Source organism: Streptomyces sp. NPDC107521 (genome assembly GCF_055598485.1).
Map to the genome: position 1 here is coordinate 24994 of NZ_JBVKAT010000030.1, position 23120 is coordinate 48113.

Below are 23120 nucleotides of genomic sequence, written 5' to 3' on the forward strand. Positions count from 1 at the left end.
GTCACGGTCGCATCGGCCGGGCGGGGAAACGGCGCGGCCCCCGCCCGGCGGGGGCGGGGGCCGCGGCGCTCAGTGGGCCCCGGGGGCCCACGGGGCGTCAGCCGTTGCGCTTCCAGCGCGGCTTGTCGTCGCGGCGGCCGAAGGAGGACGTGCCGCGGTGGTCGTCACGGCGGCCGTAGGGACGCTCGTGGCCGCCGGAGCGGAAGCCGGGGCGGTCACCCTGGCGGTCGCGGTTGAACGGGCGGTCGCTGCCCCGGTGGCCGCCACGCTCGCCGCCGCGGTCGTCGCGGCGCTCGAAGGAACGGCCACCGCGGTCGTCACGACGCTCGCCCCGGTCGTCACGGCGGAAACCACCGCGGTCGCCCCGGTCACCGCGGTCGTCCCGGCGGAAACCGCCGCGGTCGTCACGGTCGTCGCGACGGAAGCCGCCGCGGTCGTCGCGGCGCTCGAAGGAACGGCCACCGCGGTCGTCACGACGCTCGCCCCGGTCGTCACGGCGGAAACCACCGCGGTCGCCGCGCTCACCGCGGTCGTCCCGGCGGAAACCGCCGCGGTCGTCACGGCGCTCGAAGGAACGGCCGCCCCGGTCGTCACGGCGGAAGCCGCCGCGGTCGTCACGGCGCTCGAAGGAACGGCCACCGCGGTCGTCACGACGCTCGCCCCGGTCGTCACGGCGGAAACCACCGCGGTCGCCCCGGTCGCGGTCGAAGGAGCGCGGAGCGCGCTCGGTGCGCTGCTCCATGTCGCGCGCGCCCGGCTGCTCCGGCACGGAGACCTCGGCCTCGGCGGCCGGCGCGGCCTCCGCGGCGACCTCGGCCAGCACCGTCTCCGGGTCCTCGCCGCGCTCCCGCGCGACGCGGGTGACCAGCCGGTCGGCCTCCTCGCGCAGCTCGGTCGCGCGCCGCTGGGCCCGCTCCAGCTCCTTGGTGAGCTGGGCGACCTCGCGCTCGGCCTGCTGGGCGGCGTTGCCCGCCGACTCGGCCTGGACCTCGGTCATGGACCGGGCGCCGGTGATCTCGGCGACCTCCGGGTCGAAGGCGGCGCCGCCCTGGATGATGTGGCGCGTGGCGTCGACGCCCGCGTCCTCCATCAGCCGGAAGATCTGGCGCCGCTGGTGCGGCAGGGAGAGGGAGACGACGGTGCCGGTGCGGCCCGCGCGCGCCGTGCGCCCGGCGCGGTGCAGGTAGTCCTTGTGGTCGCCGGCCGGGTCCACGTTGAGGACGAGGTCGATGCCGTCGACGTGGATGCCGCGCGCGGCGACGTCGGTGGCGACCAGGACGTTGACGTAGCCGTCCTTGAAGTCGGCCAGGGTGCGGGTGCGGGCGCCCTGGGTCATGCCGCCGTGCAGCGCGTCCGCCTTGGCACCGGCCTCGCGGAGCTGGTCGGCGACGCGGTCGGCGCCGAGCTGGGTGCGCACGAAGATGATGGTGCGGCCCTTGCGGGAGGCGATGGCCGCGGTGACCGGCGCCTTGTCCTTGGGCTTCACGACCAGGATGTGGTGCGACATGGTCGTCACCGCGCCCTGGGCCGCGTCGACCTCGTGGCTGACCGGGTCCTTCAGGTACCGGTCGACGAGGGTCTTGATCTCGTTCTCCATGGTGGCGGAGAACAGCATCCGCTGGCCGCCCGCGGGCACCTGGTCGAGCAGTTCGGTGACCTCGGGCAGGAAGCCCAGGTCGGACATCTGGTCGGCCTCGTCGAGGACCGCGATCTCCACGTTCTCCAGGGAGCAGGCGCCGCGGTTGATGATGTCGCGCAGCCGGCCCGGGGTGGCGACCAGGATGTCGACGCCCTTCTCCAGGGCGTAGATCTGGTTGCCCATGGAGGTGCCGCCGCAGACGACCTTCATGCGCAGGCCGACGACGTCGCCGTAGGGCTGGAGCGCGTCCGCGACCTGCATGGCCAGCTCGCGGGTCGGCGTCAGGATGACGGCGCGGGGCTTCTTCTTCTCGGTGCGGCCGCCGGCCAGCGTGGCCAGGGTCGGCAGACCGAAGGAGAGGGTCTTGCCGGAGCCGGTGCGGCCCCGGCCGAGGATGTCCTTGCCGAGCAGGGCGTCCGGGATGGTCGCGGCCTGGATCGGGAAGGGGGTGGTCACGCCGTTCTGCGCGAGCTTGCGCACGACGCCCTCGGGCAGACCGAGGTCCTCGAAGGTCATTTCGGGGGTCTCCGGGGCCTCGGGGGCCTCCGGCACCTCGACCGTGTCGTCGGCGACGGCGGTCCCGGTGGCCTCGACGACCGCCTCGGGAGCCGCCTCGGTGACCTCGACGCCCTCGGCGTTCTCGGGCACGACGACGTGATCAGTACTGATGATGGACATGCGAATGCGAAACCTTCCGGAGTCTCGTCGGCACGCGCCCGTCAACTCCGTGAATCGCGATTCGCAATACGACCGCCTCGATGCGGTCCACCACGGCAAGGGAGAGTACGCGCCACACGGCGCGCTCTGCAGTGGCGCCGGGCAAATGGGATCAAACGATCTACCACCATACGCACCGTGCCCCCCTCAAGGCAAATCGCCTGTTCGGAGCGGGCACCGGCGGACCTCCGCGATCCGCGCGGCCTCCCGGCGCCCGGAACGGGCGAGCGGCGGCACCACGCGTGGCACCCCGCCGCACCCCCGCGCAGGGCACCCCTCGGCACCCCTCGGCACCACCCGGCACCCGCGCACGGCACCTCCCGCACGGCGTCCCCCGGCGCCCAGGGGGACGCGCCCCGCGCCGCACCGCCGGAGCCCCGCCCGCGGATTCCCCGCCCCGGGCCCGGCCGCGCGGCGGCATCACGCCCAGCCCCGTGCCCCGTACCCGGGCACCGGCACCCCCGCCTCCGGGGCCGGTTCGCGCTGCGCGAGCTGGGTGCCGGGCGGTTCGTGCGCCGACGAGGAGGGTTCCGCCACGGTCGGTTCCGGGTCCGGGGAGGGCGGCGGCTCCTGGGTCGGTTCCGGCTCCGGCTCCTCCGTCCACGGGGGGTCCGGCGGGGGCGTCCGGGACGGGACCGGCTCCGGGGGGCCCTCCCCGGGGGGCGCCGATCCGGTGGCGCGCGGGGGCGCCGGTGCCGAGGGGGCGCCGGTGCCCTTCGCCTCCCCCTCCGCCCCCTCCGCCCGCCCGCCGTCGGCGCCGTCGTCCTCGGGGCGGGCCTCCTCGGTCCCCGTCCCCCCGGCGGGCCCGCGGTGCCCCCGGCCCGCCTCGGCCACGCCGTACCCGGCCTCGCCGCCCGACACCACGTCCGTGCCGCCGGGGACCCCGGCGCCCCGCTCGCCTGCGGAGTGCGACGGCCGGGCGCCCCCGCCGGACCCGTCGTCGCCGACGCTCACGCAGCCGGTGGCGGCGACGGCCGTCAGGACCGCGACGGCCAGACGGGCGGGTACGTTCAAGGGGCGCACGGGCGGCCACCTCCGGGGTCAGGGGTCGACGTGCCCAACTCCCGCCACCCGCGGGAGGACACGCGGCCCGCCCCGCGGAACCGGCCCCCGGGCGGGTCAGCCGTACCCGAGGGCGTGCAGTCGCGCGTCGTCGATGCCGAAGTGGTGGGCGATCTCGTGCACCACCGTGATCTCCGTCTCCTCGACGACCTCCTCGCGGGTGGCGCAGTGGCGCAGCGTCGGCCCCCGGTAGACGGTGATCCGGTCCGGCAGCACCCCCGCGTACCACTCCCCGCGCTCGGTGAGCGGCGTCCCCTCGTACAGCCCGAGCAACTCGGGGTCGTCGGCGGGCGGTTCGTCCTCGACGAACACCGCGACGTTGTCCATCAGCCGCGTCAGCTCCGGCGGAATGCGGTCCAGCGCCTCGGCGACCAGTTCCTCGAACTCCTCGCGCGTCATCTCCAGCACGCCCCCATTGTCGGCCACGGCACCCGGGACGACGACCCCTTGGGCCGGTCGCGCCACGGCCCGCATATCCGCGGCGCGAGACGGGCATACGCGACCAATGGCCCGCGTTCCCCCAGTCCCGCACCCTCTGGCCGAGAGGGCGCGGCGCGTCCTGCGCGCACCCGCGGCCCTCGCCCGCGGCGCCCGCGACCGGCGCCGCGCCCGGCGGGCGGCCGGAACCGGTGCCCCGGACGGAGCGGGTGCCGGTGCCCTCGGCGCCGCCGGTGCCGCCTCCCGCCCCCGGCGCTGGGCCCGCGCCCTCGGCATGGTCGCCGTCGTCCTGGGGGGCGCCTGGCTGGGCCTGCTGGCCGTGGGCGACGTCCGCGTCCCGGTCGGCCCGATGAACACGACGATGACCCTGCGGCCCTCGTTCGACGGCGGCACGAAGATCAACATCTCGCCGCTGGGCGCCCTGCGGCTGGACAGCCACACCGCCCCCGTCCGTCTGGACGTCAACGTCGACCAGCTCGACCCCGCCCGCGCGGGGGCCCTCGTCGACCATCCCGAACGGCTCTCCGGGCTCCAGGAGGAGGTCGCGGCCGACGTCGCCCGCGGCACCCTCGGCCTCGCCGCCCGCTCCGGCGTCGCCGTCGTCACCGGGGCCACCGCGCTCGGCCTCGCCGTCTACCGCCGCCCCCGCAGGGCCCTGGCCGCCGGGGGCCTGGCGCTGGCGCTGCTGGCCGCGTCCGGGGGCACCGCGTACGCCACCTGGAACCCCGACTCGGTCCTGGAGCCGAAGTTCTCCGGGCTGCTCTCCTCGGCACCCTCCCTGGTCGGCAACGCGCGCAGCATCGTCACCGAGTTCGACGTCTACCAGAAGGAACTGGCGCGCCTGGTGACGAACGTGACCAAGCTCTACGACGTCACCTCCACGCTTCCCGTCTACCAGCCGGACCCGACCACGATCCGGGTGCTGCACGTCTCCGACATCCACCTCAACCCGGCGAGCTGGAAGATCATCGGCTCGCTGGTGCGGCAGTACCGGGTCGATGTGATCGTCGACTCGGGCGACACCATGGACCACGGCACGGCCGCGGAGAACGGCTTCCTGGACCCGGTCGAGGATCTGGGCGCCCCCTACGTCTGGGTGCGCGGCAACCACGACTCCCGGGTCACCCAGAAGTACCTGGAGGGGCTGCGGAACGCCCATGTGCTGGACGACGGCCGGGCCCTGACCGTCGCCGGGCTGCGGTTCGCCGGGACCGGCGACCCGCAGTTCACCCCCGACCGCTCCCGGCCGCTCGGCGCGGAGGCCTCCCAGGAGCTGGCCGGGGCCCGGCTGGCCTCGGCCCTCCGCGACCAGCGGGCGGCGGGCACCCCGGTGGACATCGCGGTCGTCCACGAGCCGTCGGCGGCCCGCGAGGTGGACGGCGAGGTGCCGCTCGTGCTGGCCGGCCACCTCCACCACGAGGGCATGGAGGTCATGAAGTACGGGACCCGGCTGCGCACCGAGGGCTCCACCGGCGGCAGCGGTCTGCGCGCGGTCGAGGGCGAGCATCCCGATCCGATCCAGGCGTCGATCCTCTATCTGGACCGCGGCACCCGCCGCCTCCAGGCCTGGGACGAGATCCGGCTCGGCGGCCTGGGGCTGACGACGGTGGAGGTCAGCCGCCATCTGCCCAAGGAGAACCAGCCGGGCGCCACCCCCTCCCCCACGACCCCGGACGGCTCCCCCACCTCCGGCGCCACGGCGCCGGGAACCCCCTCCCCCACCACTCCGTAAAGCGTTTTGGCGATAGCTCCCGCCATCCCATATGCTTCTCACGTCCCCGACGCGCCGAGAGGCGCGCAGGCGGGCCGATAGCCCTCATCGTCTAGCGGCCTAGGACGCCGCCCTTTCAAGGCGGTAGCACGGGTTCGAATCCCGTTGGGGGCACGCAGTACGGTGTGCAACACTGACTCACGTCGGTGCGCACACACCCACATGGTCCTGTGGAGCAGTTTGGAGTGCTCGCCACCCTGTCAAGGTGGAGGCCGCGGGTTCAAATCCCGTCAGGACCGCTGAGGTTTCACGTGAAACCTCGCGGCTGGGTAGCTCAGTTGGTACGAGCGATCGCCTGAAAAGCGATAGGTCGCCGGTTCGACCCCGGCCCCAGCCACAGCACAGGCCCCGATCTTCGGATCGGGGCCTTGTTGTGTCCGGCCCTGTCCGGCGTTCGGCCCCGGGACAAAAGAGTTCGCCAGCCTTTTCTCCCGGATGAGACCCTGGAAGCCGTATGTCTACGCACCCCGCTCCCACCCTCGGCACCCTCGCCTCCCGGCTGACCGAGCTGTCGCTGCGCGATGCGCACCGGCTCGGCCGTCGGCTGGAGGGTGCGCGGAAGATCCGTAAGCCGGAGGCCCGGGCCACCGTTCTCGCCGAGATCGAGACGGAGGTGGCCAGGGCCGAGACGCGGATCGGCGAGCGACGCGCCCGCGTCCCCGACGTCACCTATCCCGAGCAGCTCCCGGTCAGCCAGAAGAAGGACGACATCGCGGCGGCCATCCGCGACCACCAGGTCGTCATCGTCGCCGGTGAGACGGGGTCCGGGAAGACCACGCAGATCCCGAAGATCTGCGTGGAGCTGGGCCGCGGGGTGCGCGGGATGATCGGGCACACCCAGCCCCGGCGGATCGCCGCCCGCACCGTCGCGGAACGGGTGGCGGACGAGCTGGACACCCCGCTCGGCGAGACCGTCGGCTGGAAGGTGCGCTTCACCGACCAGGTGAACCCGGACTCCACCTTCATCAAGCTGATGACCGACGGCATCCTGCTCGCGGAGATCCAGACCGACCGCGAGCTGCGGGCCTACGACACGATCATCATCGACGAGGCCCACGAGCGGTCCCTCAACATCGACTTCCTGCTGGGCTACCTCGCCCAGCTCCTCCCGAAGCGTCCGGACCTCAAGGTCGTCATCACCTCGGCGACCATCGACCCCGAGCGGTTCTCCCGGCACTTCGGGGACGCGCCGATCATCGAGGTCAGCGGGCGGACGTATCCCGTGGAGGTCCGCTACCGGCCCCTGCTGGAGGAGGACGGCGAGGACGCCGACCGGGACCAGATCACCGCCATCACCGACGCCGTCGAGGAGCTGATGGGCGAAGGGAAGGGCGACATCCTCGTCTTCCTCTCCGGTGAGCGCGAGATCCGGGACACGGCGGACGCGCTGGAGAAGAAGAAGTTCCGCTTCACCGAGGTGCTGCCGCTCTACGCCCGGCTCTCGCACGCCGAGCAGCACCGCGTCTTCCAGCAGCACACCGGGCGCCGGATCGTGCTGGCCACCAACGTCGCGGAGACCTCCCTGACGGTCCCCGGCATCAAGTACGTCATCGACCCCGGCTTCGCCCGCGTCTCCCGCTACAGCCACCGCACCAAGGTGCAGCGGCTGCCCATCGAGCCGGTCTCGCAGGCCAGCGCCAACCAGCGCAAGGGCCGCTGCGGCCGCACCTCCGACGGCATCTGCATCCGGCTGTACAGCGAGGACGACTTCACCGCGCGGCCGGAGTTCACCGACGCCGAGATCCTGCGGACCAACCTGGCCTCCGTCATCCTCCAGATGACCGCCGCCGGGCTCGGGGACATCGAGAGGTTCCCCTTCATCGACCCGCCCGACCACCGCAACATCCGCGACGGCGTGCAGTTGCTGCAGGAGCTGGGCGCGCTCGACCCGGCCCAGAAGGACTCCCGCAAGCGGCTGACCGACACCGGCCGCAAGCTCGCCCAGCTCCCCGTCGACCCCCGGCTGGCCCGGATGGTCCTGGAGGCCGACCGCAACGGCTGCGCGCGCGAGGTCATGGTCATAGCGGCGGCGCTGTCCATCCAGGACCCGCGCGAGCGCCCGGCGGAGAAGCAGGCCCAGGCCGACCAGCAGCACGCCCGCTTCAAGGACGAGACCAGCGACTTCCTCGCCTATCTCAACCTGTGGCGCTATCTGCGCGAGCAGCAGAAGGAACGCGGCTCGTCGTCCTTCCGCCGGATGTGCAAGCAGGAGTACCTGAACTTCCTGCGCGTCCGGGAATGGCAGGACATCTACACCCAGTTGCGCACCGTCGCCAAGCAGATGGGCATCCACCTCAACGACCAGGACGCCCCCGGCGACCGCGTCCACGTCTCCCTGCTGGCCGGGCTCCTGTCCCACGTCGGCATGAAGGACGTCAGGACCGGCGGCGGCGAGAGCGGGAAGGGCCCGGGGAAGAACGAGTACCTGGGCGCCCGGAACGCCAAGTTCGCGATCTTCCCCGGCTCGGCGCTGTTCCGGAAGCCGCCGCGCTTCGTGATGTCCGCCGAGCTGGTGGAGACCTCCCGGCTCTGGGCCCGCGTCAACGCGCGGATCGAGCCCGAGTGGGTCGAGCCGCTCGCCGGCCACCTCCTCAAGCGCACCTACAGCGAGCCGCACTGGGAGAAGGACCAGTCGGCCGTGATGGCCTACGAGAAGGTCACGCTGTACGGCGTGCCGATCGTCGACCAGCGCAAGGTGAACTACGGCCGGATCGACCCGGAGGTCAGCCGCGAGCTGTTCATCCGCAACGCCCTGGTCGAGGGCGACTGGCGGACCCACCACAAGTTCTTCGCCGACAACCGGCGGCTGCTGACCGAGGTCGAGGAGCTGGAGCACCGGGCCCGGCGCCGGGACATCCTCGTCGACGACGAGACCCTCTACGACTTCTACGACCAGCGGGTGCCCGAGCACGTCGTCTCCGGCGCGCACTTCGACTCCTGGTGGAAGCACAAGCGCCACGAGCAGCCCGACCTGCTCGACTTCGAGCGCGAGATGCTCATCAACGAGAAGGCCGGCGCGGTCACCAAGGACGACTACCCGGACTCCTGGCGCCAGGGCCCGCTGAAGTTCCGGGTGACCTACCAGTTCGAGCCCGGCGCGGACGCGGACGGCGTGACCGTGCACATCCCGCTCCAGGTGCTCAACCAGGTCACCGACGAGGGCTTCGACTGGCAGATCCCCGGGCTGCAGGAGGAGGTCGTCACGGAGCTGATCCGCTCCCTGCCGAAGCCGATCCGCCGCCACTACGTGCCCGCGCCCAACTACGCCGGGGCGTTCCTGGAGCGGGCGGTGCCCCTCCGGGAACCGCTGACGGTGACCATGGCGCGCGAGCTGAAGCGCATGGTGGGGGTGCCGCTGGAGGCGGAGGACTTCGACTGGGCGAAGGTCCCCGACCATCTGCGGATCACCTTCCGCATCGTCGACGAGCGGCGCCGTACGCTGGCCGAGGACAAGGACCTGGAGGCCCTGAAGCTGCGGCTGCGGCCGAAGGCGCGCAAGGCGCTCTCCCAGGCCGCGGCGGCCACCGCCGAGCGTGCCGGAGGGGAGTCCCTGGAGCGCTCCGGACTGACCGACTGGACCATCGGCAGCCTGACCCGGGTCTTCGAGACCCGCCGGGCCGGCCAGCCGGTGAAGGCGTACCCGGCGCTGGTCGACGACGGCGACACCGTGTCCGTGCGCCTCTTCGACACCGAGGCCGAGCAGGCGCGGGCGATGTGGCGGGGCACGCGGCGGCTGATCCTGCGCAACATCCCGGTCAACCCGGCGAAGTTCGCGTCCGAGAAGCTGACCAACCAGCAGAAGCTGGGGCTCTCCGCCAGTCCGCACGGCTCCGTCCAGGCGCTGTTCGACGACTGCGCGACCGCGGCGGCCGACCGGCTGATCGCGGACCTCGGCGGACCGGCGTGGGACGAGGAGTCCTACCGCAAGCTCTACGACGGGGTCCGTTCGGAGATCGTCGACACCACGGTGCGCGCGGTGGGCGGGGTCCAGCAGGTGCTGGCCGCCTGGCAGGCCTGCGAGCGCCGGCTGAAGGCCGTCCGCAGCCCCGCGCTGCTGGCCAACCTCCAGGACGTGCGGGCGCAGCTCGACGCCCTGGTCGGGCCCGGGTTCGTGACGGAGGCGGGGCTGGGCCGGCTGCCGGACCTGATGCGCTATCTGGTCGCCGCCGACCGCCGCCTCCAGCAGATGCCGGCCAACGTCCAGCGGGACACCACCCGGATGGAGAAGGTCCACGAGATGCGGGACGAGTACCTGTGGCTGCTGGAGCAGATGCCGCAGGGGCGGCCGGTGCCGCGGGAGGTGCTGGAGGTGCGGTGGATGATCGAGGAACTGCGGGTCAGCTACTTCGCGCACGCGCTGGGCACGGCCTATCCCGTCTCGGACAAGCGGATCGTGAAGACCATCGACGCGCTGGCGCCGTAGGGGCGCGGAGGGGTACGGAGGGGCTCCGCCACCGGCCGCGCACGGTGACGGGGCCTCGACGGAGGGTGAGTTCGACCCCGGGCGCACCCTCCTGTAAAGTCTCTTCTCGCAGCGCAACGCAGCAGCAAGCGCCGCGAAAACCTGGTCCTGTGGAGCAGTTTGGAGTGCTCGCCACCCTGTCAAGGTGGAGGCCGCGGGTTCAAATCCCGTCAGGACCGCAGTGGGAGAAGGGCCCGAGTCATCGCGACTCGGGCCCTTCTCCGTGCGCTCCCGCACCCCTCCCCGCGCCACGCCCCGGGGACCCCGCCCGCGGTCCCGCGCCACCGATGTCCGGGAAAGCCCTCAGCGGCCCTCTGGCGGCCTTGACGGCGCCGGATTCCCTCGGTACTCCAAAGGCAGGGCCCAAATCCCCGTGCGGCCCCCGGAGGTGGCGTATGGCGGCATCGGTCAGGCACGAGACGCGGGCCCTGCTCCGTGCGCATCTGTCGGCCGCGTCCTCGTACCGCCACGCGACGCGGCGCTGCCCCGTCTGCCACCGGCTGCTGCGGCAGGCGCTGGACTCCGCGCCGGCCGCGTCCCCGACGGACCGTCAGGAGGCCGCGGCGGCCGGGAGCGCCTGAGCGCCCCGGGCCGGGCGGCGCCCCAACACCCGGGCCGCGGCGGGCCGCTGGGAGCGGTTCCGTCCTCATAGCGCACACCGGCCGGGGGCAACAAGGAGCGGACCCTGTGACGGGTGTCACCGCAAGAGTTTTTGAAATGACGGCGCTCACACCTGACCCGCCACCAGCCAATTTAATATGTGCAATTGCACCGTACGCGACACCCCTCCGGGGGTCCGGCGGGACCGCGCGCCCGGACCGCCGGGCGCCGCCCCGCGACTTGCCCCACGGGCACAAAAAAGACCGCGCTGGACCCGGCGGAGTCCAGCGCGATCGACGACGTATCCGGTCGGTTGCCCGACGGGGTGAAGCGGCTCGGATGCGGGGCCTGTTGGGGCAGGACCCTCGTCGTGTGGAGCTGTGGTCCGGACCTTCCGGCAGATTGGGGGACCTGCCGTTATGTCCGGTTATTCAGTTGTTCAGGCCTCGCTGCGCTGCTGCGGAATGCCCGCGAGCAGTGCGCGGACCTCCGCCTCGCGGTAGCGGCGATGCCCGCCGAGCGTGCGGATCGACGTGAGCTTGCCGGCCTTCGCCCACCGCGTGACCGTCTTCGGGTCCACGCGGAACATGGTGGCGACCTCAGCCGGGGTCAGCAGCGGCTCGGCATCAGGGGTGCGAGCGGTCATGAGCGGCCTCCTCGGGAGAACCGAACCTTCTCGGTTCATTCCTCTAAATTCTGCACCTTGACCCGCGTTGCCCGATATGGCGGACGCGAGTCGAGTCGGTTATAGGACGAACGGCTTGTCCTCGGCACTACAACTACACCATCTGTCCAGCCGCGTCGGCCAAACCGATGGAATTGCCCTCCCAGGTGTTCATCAGCGACGGAAGCCGATGGACCATGCCATAGCGGACAGTCACTCCAGTGTGACGATCAGTCACACTGGAGTGAAGGAGGCACCTGACCCCCCAAAAGCATGCAATGCTGCGAATCCGCCTGAAGTGCACCACAACAGTCGGACAGAGCCTCCCCCGGACTCCTTGTCCTATTTTGGCACGAGGAGGGGGAAGGGGCGCAAGAGTGGGGTACGTGCGTTCCGTCACGGTTGCCACGAACTGCCCGGATCGGGACCTACGTCCCTTCCGCGGGGCCGCGTCAGTTGGCCGACCGCCGGTCCCGCACCGCCCGCCACCGCTCCACCAGCCGCCCGTAGGCCTCCCCGGCCGCCTCCCCGTCGCCCCGGCGCAGCGCCTCGATCCCCTCGGCCACGTCGGCCGCCGAGTGGTCCTCCGCCAACTCCCCGGCCGGCAGGGCGTGCACCAGACCTCCGTAGTCCAACTCCACCAGCGAACGCGGGTGGAACTCCTCCAGCCAGCGCCCCACGTCCACCAGGCCGTCGATCAGCGGCCCCTCGTCCATCGCCTCCCGCAGGGCCCGCAGTCCCCGCGCCACCCGGCGCCGCGCCTGGGCCATCGGCGTCCGGTAGCGCAGCACCCGGGGCGGGCCGCCGGAGCCGCCGGAGCCGCCGGAGCCGCCGGAGCCGAACTCCCGCTCCTCGTCGGAGACCAGCACGAACCAGTTGATCGGCACCTGCCAGGTGGCCGTGCGGATCCACGGGCGGGCGTCCGGATGGCCGCGCAGCCAGCGCTCGTAGTCCTGCGCGCTCTGGCGCCGCACCACGGGCGGCAGCAGGGCGTCCAGCACCGGCTCCGGGAAGTCCTCCGCCAGCTCCGCCAGGGCCTGCCAGCCGCGCAGCCTGGTCCGCCACGGGCAGATCCGGACGACCCCGTCCTCCCGGGCCACGAAGGCGTCCGCGCTCTCGTGCACCGGCACCGCGACCGGCGGGGTGGGCAGCAGGTCCGCCAGGGAGCGGCGCAGCTCGTCCTGGCAGGACGGCAGGTCGCTCCGGCGGGCGTAGCGGGCCCAGTGGGCGCGCTCGGGCTCGGGGAAGGCGGCCAGCGGCTCGTAGACACGCAGGTACGCCGCATAGGGGACGATCACCGAGGAGACCTTGGGCACCCCTGCTCCCTCCCCCGCGCACCGTCCCGAAAACCTGCCGGGCCCCGGCGGGGGGCGCGGGACCGCCCGCGGACCGGGGACCGGCCGGGCCGCGACGGGAGAGGATCATGGGCACGGTGCGGCGGCGGGGACCCGGCAGGCTCTAATCTCATGAGCGAGTCCCCGCCATCCGCACGGGGTCCTCACCATCCCGCCGCAACTACACAGGAGTCACCACCGTGACCGACGTAACCGGCGCACCTGCTGATGTACTGCACACCCTGTTCCACTCGGACCAGGGCGGACATGAGCAAGTCGTGCTCTGCCAGGACCGCGCCAGCGGTCTCAAGGCCGTCATCGCCCTCCACTCCACCGCCCTGGGCCCCGCCCTCGGCGGCACGCGCTTCTACCCCTACGCCACCGAGGCCGAGGCCATCGCCGACGCGCTCAACCTGGCGCGCGGGATGTCGTACAAGAACGCCATGGCCGGTCTCGACCACGGCGGCGGCAAGGCCGTGATCATCGGGGACCCCGAGCAGATCAAGTCCGAGGAGCTGCTCCTCGCCTACGGCCGGTTCGTCGCCTCGCTCGGCGGCCGCTACGTGACGGCCTGCGACGTCGGCACCTTCGTGGCGGACATGGACGTCGTGGCCCGCGAGTGCCGCTGGACGACCGGCCGCTCCCCCGAGAACGGCGGCGCCGGGGACTCCTCCGTGCTCACCTCGTTCGGCGTCTACCAGGGCATGCGGGCCGCCGCCCAGCACCTCTGGGGCGACCCGACCCTGCGCGACCGCACCGTCGGCGTCGCGGGCGTCGGCAAGGTCGGCCACCACCTGGTGGAGCACCTGCTGACGGAGGGCGCGCGGGTCGTGGTCACCGACGTGCGCGAGGACGCCGTCCGGCGGATCACCGAGCGCCACCCCTCGGTGCGCGCCGTCGCCGACACCGACGCGCTGATCCGCGAGGAGGGCCTGGACATCTACGCCCCCTGCGCGCTCGGCGGCGCCCTGAACGACGACACCGTGCCGGTGCTGACCGCCTCGGTGGTGTGCGGCGCGGCCAACAACCAGCTCGCCCACCCGGGCGTCGAGAAGGACCTCGCGGACCGCGGCGTCCTCTACGCGCCGGACTACGTGGTGAACGCCGGCGGTGTCATCCAGGTCGCCGACGAGCTGCACGGGTTCGACTTCGACCGGTGCCGGGCGAAGGCCGCGAAGATCTTCGACACCACGCTGGCGATCTTCGCACGTGCGAAGCAGGACGGTATTCCGCCGGCCGCGGCGGCCGACCGGATCGCGGAGCAGCGGATCGCGGAGGCCCGTCCGGGGGCCTGACCGGACGGGGGTCCCCCGGACCCGGGCGGTACCCGCCGGGGGCGGGTGGGAGAGAACTCTCACTTCTTCCGGCGGGTCGACCGCCGAAAGGTGGTTAAAATCGGCCTTGACCAGCGAGGACGGGGCTCCTCGCCGGGCCCGGGGACACCCACGTCCTGCGGGCGACGTACCGTATGGGCGTGGGCTCAGGTACCGTGGAAGCCCTACGGACCGGTCTCTCCACGGAGAGCCCGTTCCGGACCATGAACGCGTGTCAAGACTCTGGGGCCGTCGAGCCCCGTCGTTGAGGGGGTCGAGCCATGGGGCGCGGCCGGGCCAAGGCCAAGCAGACGAAGGTCGCCCGCCAGCTGAAGTACAACAGCGGTGGGACTGATCTCTCACGCCTGGCCGAGGAGCTGGGCGCATCGACGTCGAATCCGCAACCGCCTAACGGCGACCGGTTCGAGGACGATGAACAGGACGACGACGTGTACGCACGGTACGCCGACCTCTACGAGGACGACGACGAGGACGAGGACGGCCAGTCCCCGCAGCAACGTCGCGGCGCTTGACCTTGTACTGAACGCACGCCCGGTCGGTGACCTCGGTCACCGACCGGGTTCTGTGCTACCCGCACGCGGGGCGTCGCCGCCCCGCGTGCGTCATCTCATCCGGCGTAGTCGCCCACCAGCGCGGCGCCGGTCGTGTGCTCGCCCCGGTCGGTGACCGTGCCGGCCACCCAGGCGTCCAGGCCGCGGTCGGCCAGGGTCGTCAGGGCGACGTCGGTGGACTCCTCGGGGACGATGGCGATCATGCCCACGCCCATGTTCAGGGTCTTCTCCAGCTCCAGCCGCTCGACCCGGCCGGTGCGGCCCACCAGGTCGAAGACCGGCGCCGGGGTCCAGGTGGAGCGGTCGACGATGGCGTGCAGCCCGTCGGGGACCACCCGGGCCAGGTTGGCGGCCAGACCGCCGCCCGTGACGTGGCTGAAGGCGTGCACCTCGGTGGTGCGGGTCAGGGCCAGGCAGTCCAGGGAGTAGATCCTGGTGGGCTCCAGCAGCTCCTCGCCCAGGGTGCGGCCGAGGCCGTCCAGGTGGGTGTCGAGGGCCAGACCGGCCTCGTTCAGCAGGACGTGGCGGACCAGCGAGTACCCGTTCGAGTGAAGCCCCGAGGCGGCCATGGCGATCACGGTGTCACCCCGGCGGATGCGGTCGGGTCCGAGCAGCCGGTCGGCCTCCACGACGCCGGTGCCCGCGCCGGCGACGTCGAAGTCGTCCTCGCCCAGCAGTCCGGGGTGCTCGGCCGTCTCGCCGCCCACCAGGGCGCAGCCGGCCAGCACGCAGCCCTCGGCGATGCCCTTGACGATCCCGGCGACGCGCTCGGGGTGGACCTTGCCGACGCAGATGTAGTCCGTCATGAACAGCGGCTCGGCACCGCACACCACGATGTCGTCCATGACCATGGCGACCAGGTCGTGGCCGATCGTGTCGTAGACGCCCATGCGCCGGGCGATGTCGACCTTCGTGCCCACGCCGTCGGTGGCGGAGGCGAGCAGCGGACGCTCGTAGCGCTTGAGCGCGGAGGCGTCGAAGAGCCCGGCGAATCCGCCGAGGCCGCCCAGGACCTCCGGGCGCCGGGTCTTCGCGACCCACTCCTTCATCAGCTCGACGGCGCGGTCGCCCGCTTCGATGTCGACGCCGGCTGTCTTGTAGGACGCCGCTGCGTCCCTGGCACCAGTTGTGTCAGGCATGACGATGAGAACCCTTTGTGTCGGACGGCAGGTGGTGCGGACGGCCCGCTACGGGCGCCGGATGGCGTCGGCCGCTGCCGTGGCGGCCGGCCCGGCGGCCAGCTCGGTCTCCAGGAGCTGCTTGCCGAGCAGCTCGGGGTCGGGCAGCTCCATCGGGTACTCGCCGTCGAAGCAGGCCCGGCACAGGTCGGGCTTGGCGATGGTGGTCGCGTCGATCATGCCGTCGATGGAGATGTACGCCAGCGAGTCGGCGCCCAGCGAGGTGCCGATCTCGTCGATGCTCATGCCGTTGGCGATCAGCTCGGCGCGGGTGGCGAAGTCGATGCCGAAGAAGCAGGGCCACTTCACGGGCGGGGAGGAGATCCGGATGTGGATCTCGGCGGCGCCCGCCTCGCGGAGCATCCGGACCAGGGCCCGCTGGGTGTTGCCGCGGACGATGGAGTCGTCGACGACGACCAGCCGCTTGCCCTTGATGACTTCCTTGAGCGGGTTCAGCTTGAGGCGGATGCCGAGCTGGCGGATGGTCTGCGAGGGCTGGATGAAGGTCCGGCCCACGTAGGCGTTCTTCACCAGGCCGTTGCCGAAGGGGATGCCGGACGCCTCCGCGTAGCCGATGGCGGCGGGGGTGCCGGATTCCGGGGTCGCTATGACGAGATCGGCGTCGGCGGGGGCTTCCTTCGCCAGCCGGCGGCCCATCTCGACCCGCGAGAGGTAGACGTTGCGGCCCGCGATGTCGGTGTCCGGACGGGCCAGGTACACGTACTCGAAGACACAGCCCTTGGGCTTCGCTTCTGCGAATCGCGAGGTGCGCAGCCCGTTCTCGTCGATGGCGATGAACTCACCGGGCTCGATCTCGCGGACGAAGCTGGCACCGCAGATGTCGAGGGCGGCGGACTCCGAGGCGACGACCCAGCCGCGCTCCAGCCTGCCGAGGACCAGCGGGCGGATGCCCTGCGGGTCGCGGGCGGCGTAGAGGGTGTGCTCGTCCATGAAGACGAGGGAGAAGGCACCGCGCACCTGGGGCAGCACCCGGGTGGCCGCCTCCTCGACGGTCAGCGGCTTGCCGTCGTCGTCGGTCTGGCCCGCGAGCAGCGCGGTGACCAGATCGGTGTCGTTGGTCGCCGCGACCCGGCCGGAGCGGCCCTCCTGCTTGGGCAGGTCGGCCACCATCCCGGCGAGCTGAGCGGTGTTGACCAGGTTGCCGTTGTGGCCGAGCGCGATGGAGCCCTGGGCGGTGGCCCTGAACGTCGGCTGGGCGTTCTCCCACACGGAGGCGCCCGTGGTCGAGTAGCGGGCGTGTCCGACCGCGATGTGACCCTGGAGCGAACCTAGCGAGGTCTCGTCGAAGACCTGGGACACCAGTCCCATGTCCTTGAAGACGAGGATCTGGGAGCCGTTGCTGACCGCGATTCCCGCGGATTCCTGGCCCCGATGCTGGAGGGCGTAGAGCCCGAAGTACGTGAGCTTTGCGACCTCTTCACCCGGAGCCCAGACACCGAAAACGCCGCAGGCGTCCTGGGGGCCCTTCTCGCCGGGAAGTAGATCGTGATTGAGTCGACCGTCACCACGTGGCACACAACCGAGTGTAGGCGAGGCCGACCGCTGGTCCGAATTGGGGACACCGGACCCGCTCCGGCTCACCGGACCGCGACGGCGCGTACGAAGGTGCCGTCTTCCCTGGTCAGCGTGAGGGTGTCCTGATCGATCCGGTAGTCGGCGCGCCCCTCGAAGAGGCGCAGCATCCGCTTCTCGGCCGCCATGAGTGAGCCTTCGCACATCATTCGGGTGGTGCGCGGCACTCCGAGAGTGATCCTCCCGTCGCGGACGGTGGCGGTGGCGGAGACGCGGTTGCAGGGCAGGCGGCCCGCGACGGTGCCCCCGGCCCGGTCGAAGGTGAGCCGGGCGGTGGTCCCGCCGGGCTCGGTGACCTCTCATTCCGTGCCGTACAGGGACGCTTCGGGCCGCTCGCTCAGCCGGACGGTGTCGCCGTCCGCCGAGGTGAGGGTGAGCCGGCCGGGGCCGGGCGCGGTGGCGGTGACCGGGCCGCCGGTGAGGGCGCCGACGAGGGAGTGCTCGACCGCCACCGGGACGCTCACACAGCCCCGCTCGGTGAGGACGGCGTCGGTGAGGCGGACGCGGGAGCCGTCGACGCGGGCGCGGGCGCCGAAGCCGTTGCAGCCGGTGCTGCCGGACACCGCGCCGTCCGGGTCGATCCGCAGCCAGGCGCCGGGTGCCCGGTGGGTGGTGCCGTCCGCAGTGACGTCGTCCACGCCCCAGTGGACGCCGGTGACGGTGGCGGGGGACGCGGCGGAGGCGGCGCCCGGCCCGCCGCCGGGGCTCCCCGCGCCGTCCGCCCGCTCGGTGCCGCAGGCCGCGGTGAGCGGGAGGAGCACGGCGAGGACCGCGGCGGCCAGGGCGGTGGCGGACCGCGGGGCCGCGGCGGTCGGCGGGGCGGCGGGGGAGGGCGCCGGGGCCGTGGCCGACGGCCGGACGGCGGTCGGCGGAGCCGGGGCCGTGGCCGGGGCCGTGGCCGTGGCCGGGGCCGTGGCCGACGGCCGGACGACGGTCGGGGCGGTGGGGTGGTTCTTCTGCCGGTCCATGGGGGTCCGACGGGGGCAGGGCGTGCCCGGTTCCCTCAGCCCGCGAGCGGCAGCAGCGGCGCGAGGTCGGCCCGCTCCCCGCTCGCCCGCACCCGGCCGTCGTCCACCGCGTCCCGCCAGGCCAGCCGCCCGGTGGCCAGCCGGACCCAGGTCAGCGGGTCGGTCTCGACGACGTTGGGCGGGGTGCCGCGGGTGTGCCGGGGCCCCTCGACGCACTGCACCACGGCGTGCGGCGGGATCCGCACCTCCGTCGAGCCGCCGGGCGCCCGCGCGGCCAGCGCGTCGGCCAGCAGCCGGGTCGCGGCGGCCATCGCCCCGCGGTCGTACGGGACGGCGAGGCCGGGGACGGCGGCGTCGAGGTCGTCGCTGTGGACGACGAGTTCCACCGCGCGGGTGACGACGAAGTCGGCCAGCGGCAGCGCCCCGCCGCCGGTCGGCAGCAGCCGTCCGCCCGGGTGGGCGTCCAGGAGGGCGGTGAAGCGCCGCTCGGCCTCCGTGAGCAGGTCCTCGGGGCCGGGGTGCGCGGCGGCCAGGGCGCGGGCGGTCCGGTCGACGGCGTCCGCGTCGGCGCCGGGGGCGAGGGGCCAGTCGGGCAGGCGGGCGTCCTGCCGGACGGGTCCGGGTCCCTCCAGCAGCGGGCCGAGGACCGCGAGGGAGGCCCCGGCGTGCGCGATCAGCTCCCCCACGGTCCGGTCGCCCGGCCCGGCGGGCAGCGCGAGGCTCTCCGGGGTGAGCGTGCGGACGGCCGCGCGCAGGTGCGCCGACTGGGCGAGCACGGCGGCACGGGTGCGGACGGGGTCGTAGGCGCGGGCGCGCTTCCTGGCGGGCGGCATGGCGGCGAGCTTAGGCCGTCCGAGACCGGGACCGAGGGGACGGGTCGAGGCTCCAGGGGGGACGGGCCGGGGGCTGGGACAGGCCGGAGGCGCGGGCGGGGGCGGACGGAGGTGGGCCCGGCCGGGCCGGAGGCGGGAGGCGTACCGGGCCTCTTCGGCGGCGAGGAGCGGGGCGGGGCCGGGACGCGTCCGGCGACGATCGGGCGGGAGGGCGGGGGCGGGCGGGCGTGGCTGGGGAAGGGATGGCCCGGAGGACGGGACCCGCCCGCCCGGCGGCGAGGGGGTGCAACGGCATCGAGGCCCGCCCGGCGGCGAGGGACGGGACGCGGCCCAGGGCGAGGGGCGGCTGCCCAGGGCAAGGGGCGGCTGCCCAGGGCAAGGGGCGGCGAACGGGGCCGGATGAGGGGCGTCTCCCGGGGGCTGCGGCAGGAGACGGGGAAGGTGCGGAACCCATCCGCCAGATGCCGGCGAGCGCCCGTCGGCACCGGGCCCCGGGCGCGGGCCCGCCCGGGAGTACCGGCCCGGCGCTCCTACGGCGGCCCCGGGAACGGCGAGGCCCCCGCCCGGCGGACCGGACGGGGGCCTCGAAGCGGCGGGGCTCAGGCGAGCAGCGCCGGAATGGTGTTCTCGTGGGCCTCGCGAAGCTCCGCGAGAGGCAGCGTGAACGCGCCCTGGACCTCCACCGCGTCCCCGTCGACGACACCGACACGGGTCGCCGGGAGACCGCGCGCACCGCACATGTCGGTGAAGCGGACCTCCTCGGAGCGCGGCACGGCCACGACGGCGCGGCCCGCGGACTCAGAGAACAGGAAGGTGAAGGCGTCGAGCCCGTCCGGGACGACCAGCCGCGCGCCCCGTCCGCCGAGCAGCGCCGACTCCACGATGGCCTGGACCAGCCCGCCGTCGGAGAGGTCGTGCGCGGCGTCGACCATGCCGTCGCGGGAGGCGGAGATCAGGATCTCGCCGAGCAGCCGCTCGCGCTCCAGGTCGACCCGGGGCGGCAGGCCGCCGAGGTGGTCGTGAACGACCTGGGACCAGGCCGAGCCGCCGAACTCCTCGTGGGTGTCGCCCAGCAGGTACAGCAGGTGGCCGTCCTCGCGGAAGGCCGCCGGGGTGCGCCGCGCCACGTCGTCGATGACGCCGAGCACCGCGACCACCGGGGTCGGGTGGATGGCGGCCTCGCCCGTCTGGTTGTAGAGCGAGACGTTGCCGCCGGTCACCGGGGTGCCGAGCTGCCGGCAGCCGTCGGCCAGACCGCGCACGGCCTCCACGAACTGCCACATGACCGCCGGGTCCTCGGGCGAGCCGAAGTTCAGGCAGTCGGAGACGGCGAGGGGCTTGGCGCCCGTGGTCGCCACGTTGCGGTACGCCTCGGCCAGGGCGAGCTGCGCGCCCGTGTACGGGTCGAGCTTGGCGTACCGGCCGTTGCCGTCGGTGGCGATGGCGACGCCGAGGCCGGTCTCCTCGTCGACGCGGATCATGCCGGAGTCCTCCGGCATGGCCAGCACGGTGTTGCCCTGCACGAAGTGGTCGTACTGCTGGGTGATCCAGCGCTTCGACGCCTGGTTCGGCGAGGCGACCAGCTTGAGGACCTGCTCGCGCAGCTCCTCGGAGGTCTCCGGCCGGGGCAGCTTGGCGGCGTCGTCGGCCTGGAGCGCGTCCTGCCAGTCGGGGCGGGCGTAGGGGCGCTCGTAGACCGGGCCGTCGTGCGCGACGGTGCGCGGGTCGACGTCGACGATCTTGCCGCCGTGCCAGAAGATCTCCAGCCGGTCGCCGTCGGTGACCTCACCGATGACGGTGGCGATGACGTCCCACTTCTCGCAGATCTCGAGGAAGCGGTCGACCTTCTCCGGCTCGACGACGGCGCACATGCGCTCCTGCGACTCGCTCATGAGGATCTCCTCGGGCGAGAGCGTGGAGTCGCGCAGCGGGACGTCGTCCAGGGTGACGCGCATGCCGCCGGAGCCGTTGGAGGCCAGCTCGGACGTGGCGCAGGACAGGCCGGCCGCGCCGAGGTCCTGGATGCCGACGACCAGCTTCTCCCGGAACGCCTCCAGGGTGCACTCGATGAGGAGCTTCTCCTGGAAGGGGTCGCCGACCTGGACGGCCGGACGCTTGGACGGCTTGGCGTCGTCGAAGGTCTCGGAGGCCAGGATCGAGGCGCCGCCGATGCCGTCGCCGCCGGTCCGGGCCCCGTAGAGGATGACCTTGTTGCCGGTGCCGGAGGCCTTGGCGAGGTGGATGTCCTCGTGCCGCATGACGCCGATGGCACCGGCGTTGACCAGCGGGTTGCCCTGGTAGCAGGCGTCGAAGACGACCTCGCCGCCGATGTTGGGCAGGCCCAGGCAGTTGCCGTAGCCGCCGATGCCGGCGACGACGCCGGGCAGCACGCGCTTGGTGTCGGGGTGGTCGGCGGCGCCGAAGCGCAGCGGGTCCACGACGGCGACCGGGCGGGCGCCCATGGCGATGATGTCGCGGACGATGCCGCCGACGCCGGTCGCGGCGCCCTGGTAGGGCTCCACGTACGACGGGTGGTTGTGCGACTCCACCTTGAAGGTGACCGCGTAGCCCTGGCCGACGTCGACGACGCCGGCGTTCTCGCCGATGCCGACGAGCATCGCGTCGCTCTGCGGGGCCTTCTCGCCGAACTGGCGGAGGTGGATCTTGGAGGACTTGTACGAGCAGTGCTCGGACCACATGACCGAGTACATGGCCAGCTCGGCGCCGGTCGGACGGCGGCCGAGGATCTCGACCACCTTCTCGTACTCGTCCTTCTTCAGGCCCAGCTCGGCCCAGGGCAGCTCGACGTCGGGGGTCGCGGCCGCGTGCTCGACCGTGTCCAGAGGCGTCCGGCTCATGCGTTGACCAGCTTCTTGAGGATCGAGGTGAAGAACGGGAGCCCGTCCGTGCGGCCGCTGCCGACCAGCGGCTCGACGGCGTGCTCGGGGTGCGGCATCAGACCGACGACGTTGCCCGCCGCGTTGGTGATGCCGGCGATGTCGTTGAGCGAACCGTTGGGGTTGCCGTAGCCCTCGGCGGCGTCGCCGTCGACGGCGTACCGGAAGGCGACGCGGCCCTCGGCCTCCAGCTCGTCCAGGGTGCGCCGGTCCGCGACATAGCGGCCGTCCATGTTCTTCAGCGGGATGCTGATCTCCTGGCCGGCGGCGTAGTCGCTGGTCCAGGCGGTGCCCGCGTTCTCCACCCGGAGCTTCTGGTCACGGCAGATGAAGTGCAGGTGGTCGTTGCCGAGCATCGCGCCGGGCAGCAGGTGGGCCTCGGTGAGGATCTGGAAGCCGTTGCAGATGCCGAGCACGGGCAGACCGCCGCGCGCCCCCTCGATGACGCTCTCCATCACCGGCGAGAAGCGCGCGATGGCACCGGCCCGCAGGTAGTCGCCGTAGGAGAAGCCGCCGCACAGCACCACGGCGTCGACCTGCTGGAGGTCCTTGTCCTTGTGCCACAGTGCGACGGGCTCGGCCCCGGCGACGCGGATCGCGCGCCGGGAGTCCCGGTCGTCGAGGCTGCCGGGGAAAGTGACGACGCCAATACGAGCGGTCACTTCGCGGCTCCCGCGACTGCGTCGTCGGCCTCGACCTTGACGGTGAAGTCCTCGATCACGGTGTTGGCGAGGAAGGATTCCGCAAGATCACGGATGCGGGCGAGGGCGGCGTCGTCGACCGGCCCGTCCACTTCCAGTTCGAATCGCTTTCCCTGGCGGACGTCCGAGATCCCGTCGAAACCCAGTCGCGGCAGTGCGCGCTGCACCGCCTGGCCCTGGGGGTCGAGGATCTCCGGCTTGAGCATGACGTCGACTACGACGCGTGCCACTGGCACTCCCGGTATGTGTGGTGCTGAGCAGGTTCCTTCAGACTACCCGTCCAAAATTTCTACGCGCGTAGTGTTGTAGGAAAGTACGTGAGGCCCCTCACGGCCCGGCTCCGGGGAGCGGCTCGCGCGAAAAGCTTCGGAAAAGATC

The 23120-nt window shown here is 72.8% G+C and carries 17 protein-coding genes, 4 tRNA genes and 1 pseudogene; 9 read left to right on the plus strand and 13 right to left on the minus strand.

What is annotated here, in order from left to right; all coding sequences use genetic code 11:
* Nucleotides 1-97: 97 nt before the first annotated feature.
* The 3 genes from ACZ7LB_RS30140 to ACZ7LB_RS30150 form a co-directional block, all read right to left on the minus strand.
* Nucleotides 98-2317, minus strand: coding sequence for a DEAD/DEAH box helicase (locus tag ACZ7LB_RS30140; protein ID WP_471472605.1), 2220 nt, complete (start codon nt 2315-2317; stop codon nt 98-100).
* Between the two features lie 459 nt (nt 2318-2776).
* Nucleotides 2777-3379 (minus strand): hypothetical protein, encoded by a 603-nt coding sequence (locus ACZ7LB_RS30145; protein ID WP_471472607.1) that lies wholly within the window; start codon nt 3377-3379, stop codon nt 2777-2779.
* A gap of 96 nt (nt 3380-3475) precedes the next feature.
* Nucleotides 3476-3826 (minus strand): metallopeptidase family protein, encoded by a 351-nt coding sequence (locus tag ACZ7LB_RS30150; RefSeq protein WP_471472609.1) that lies wholly within the window; start codon nt 3824-3826, stop codon nt 3476-3478.
* Nucleotides 3827-3923: 97 nt separating this feature from the next.
* Here ACZ7LB_RS30150 and ACZ7LB_RS30155 point away from each other — a divergent pair, with 97 nt between their 5' ends.
* The 7 genes from ACZ7LB_RS30155 (at nt 3924) to ACZ7LB_RS30185 (ending at nt 10670) form a co-directional block, all read left to right on the plus strand.
* Nucleotides 3924-5588 carry a metallophosphoesterase family protein gene (locus ACZ7LB_RS30155; protein WP_471472611.1) on the plus strand — a complete coding sequence of 555 codons (1665 nt, stop codon included), beginning with the start codon at nt 3924-3926 and terminating at the stop codon, nt 5586-5588.
* Between the two features lie 80 nt (nt 5589-5668).
* Nucleotides 5669-5741 (plus strand) — tRNA-Glu (locus ACZ7LB_RS30160).
* A 50-nt stretch (nt 5742-5791) separates the two neighbouring features.
* Nucleotides 5792-5866 (plus strand) — tRNA-Asp (locus ACZ7LB_RS30165).
* A 24-nt stretch (nt 5867-5890) separates the two neighbouring features.
* Nucleotides 5891-5964: transfer RNA gene (locus ACZ7LB_RS30170), tRNA-Phe, on the plus strand.
* Nucleotides 5965-6081: 117 nt separating this feature from the next.
* The gene (gene hrpA / locus ACZ7LB_RS30175; protein ID WP_471472613.1) at nt 6082-10050 is read left to right on the plus strand and encodes an ATP-dependent RNA helicase HrpA; all 3969 of its coding nucleotides are present in this window, start codon (nt 6082-6084) and stop codon (nt 10048-10050) included.
* Between the two features lie 143 nt (nt 10051-10193).
* Nucleotides 10194-10268 (plus strand) — tRNA-Asp (locus ACZ7LB_RS30180).
* Between the two features lie 216 nt (nt 10269-10484).
* A complete protein-coding gene (locus tag ACZ7LB_RS30185) occupies nt 10485-10670 on the plus strand; it encodes a DUF6274 family protein (protein ID WP_471472615.1) in 186 nt (61 codons plus the stop codon).
* Nucleotides 10671-11128: 458 nt separating this feature from the next.
* Here ACZ7LB_RS30185 and bldC read toward each other — a convergent pair whose 3' ends face one another.
* Nucleotides 11129-11335 carry a developmental transcriptional regulator BldC gene (gene bldC / locus ACZ7LB_RS30190; RefSeq protein ID WP_003949541.1) on the minus strand — a complete coding sequence of 69 codons (207 nt, stop codon included), beginning with the start codon at nt 11333-11335 and terminating at the stop codon, nt 11129-11131.
* 470 nt (nt 11336-11805) lie between these two features.
* Nucleotides 11806-12669 carry a DUF8083 family protein gene (locus ACZ7LB_RS30195; protein ID WP_471472617.1) on the minus strand — a complete coding sequence of 288 codons (864 nt, stop codon included), beginning with the start codon at nt 12667-12669 and terminating at the stop codon, nt 11806-11808.
* A 218-nt stretch (nt 12670-12887) separates the two neighbouring features.
* Here ACZ7LB_RS30195 and ACZ7LB_RS30200 point away from each other — a divergent pair, with 218 nt between their 5' ends.
* Nucleotides 12888-13982, plus strand: coding sequence for a Leu/Phe/Val dehydrogenase (locus tag ACZ7LB_RS30200; protein WP_471472619.1), 1095 nt, complete (start codon nt 12888-12890; stop codon nt 13980-13982).
* A gap of 299 nt (nt 13983-14281) precedes the next feature.
* The gene (locus tag ACZ7LB_RS30205) at nt 14282-14533 is read left to right on the plus strand and encodes a DUF3073 domain-containing protein (protein ID WP_161228747.1); all 252 of its coding nucleotides are present in this window, start codon (nt 14282-14284) and stop codon (nt 14531-14533) included.
* A 95-nt stretch (nt 14534-14628) separates the two neighbouring features.
* Here the strand turns inward: ACZ7LB_RS30205 and purM are convergent, their stop codons facing one another.
* The 8 genes and pseudogenes from purM to purS form a co-directional block, all read right to left on the minus strand.
* Nucleotides 14629-15711: a phosphoribosylformylglycinamidine cyclo-ligase gene (gene purM / locus ACZ7LB_RS30210; protein WP_471472621.1), complete on the minus strand. Its 1083-nt coding sequence runs from the start codon at nt 15709-15711 to the stop codon at nt 14629-14631.
* A 48-nt stretch (nt 15712-15759) separates the two neighbouring features.
* Nucleotides 15760-17286, minus strand: coding sequence for an amidophosphoribosyltransferase (gene purF / locus ACZ7LB_RS30215; protein WP_161228749.1), 1527 nt, complete (start codon nt 17284-17286; stop codon nt 15760-15762).
* A 62-nt stretch (nt 17287-17348) separates the two neighbouring features.
* Nucleotides 17349-17612 (minus strand): annotated as a pseudogene (locus ACZ7LB_RS30220) (META domain-containing protein); the annotation flags it as partial.
* Between the two features lie 30 nt (nt 17613-17642).
* Nucleotides 17643-18311, minus strand: a complete 669-nt coding sequence (locus ACZ7LB_RS30225) for an META domain-containing protein (RefSeq protein WP_471472624.1) — start codon at nt 18309-18311, stop codon at nt 17643-17645.
* A 35-nt stretch (nt 18312-18346) separates the two neighbouring features.
* The gene (locus tag ACZ7LB_RS30230) at nt 18347-19144 is read right to left on the minus strand and encodes a sterol carrier family protein (RefSeq protein WP_471472626.1); all 798 of its coding nucleotides are present in this window, start codon (nt 19142-19144) and stop codon (nt 18347-18349) included.
* A gap of 599 nt (nt 19145-19743) precedes the next feature.
* Entirely contained in the window at nt 19744-22002 is a 2259-nt protein-coding gene (gene purL / locus ACZ7LB_RS30235) for a phosphoribosylformylglycinamidine synthase subunit PurL (protein ID WP_471472628.1), read from the minus strand.
* Complete coding sequence (gene purQ / locus ACZ7LB_RS30240; RefSeq protein WP_471472630.1) at nt 21999-22703, minus strand: phosphoribosylformylglycinamidine synthase subunit PurQ; 705 nt, start codon at nt 22701-22703, stop codon at nt 21999-22001. Before purQ ends, purL begins: the two co-directional genes overlap by 4 nt.
* Nucleotides 22700-22972 carry a phosphoribosylformylglycinamidine synthase subunit PurS gene (gene purS, locus ACZ7LB_RS30245; RefSeq protein ID WP_161228754.1) on the minus strand — a complete coding sequence of 91 codons (273 nt, stop codon included), beginning with the start codon at nt 22970-22972 and terminating at the stop codon, nt 22700-22702. Before purS ends, purQ begins: the two co-directional genes overlap by 4 nt.
* Between the last annotated feature and the right edge of the window lie 148 nt (nt 22973-23120).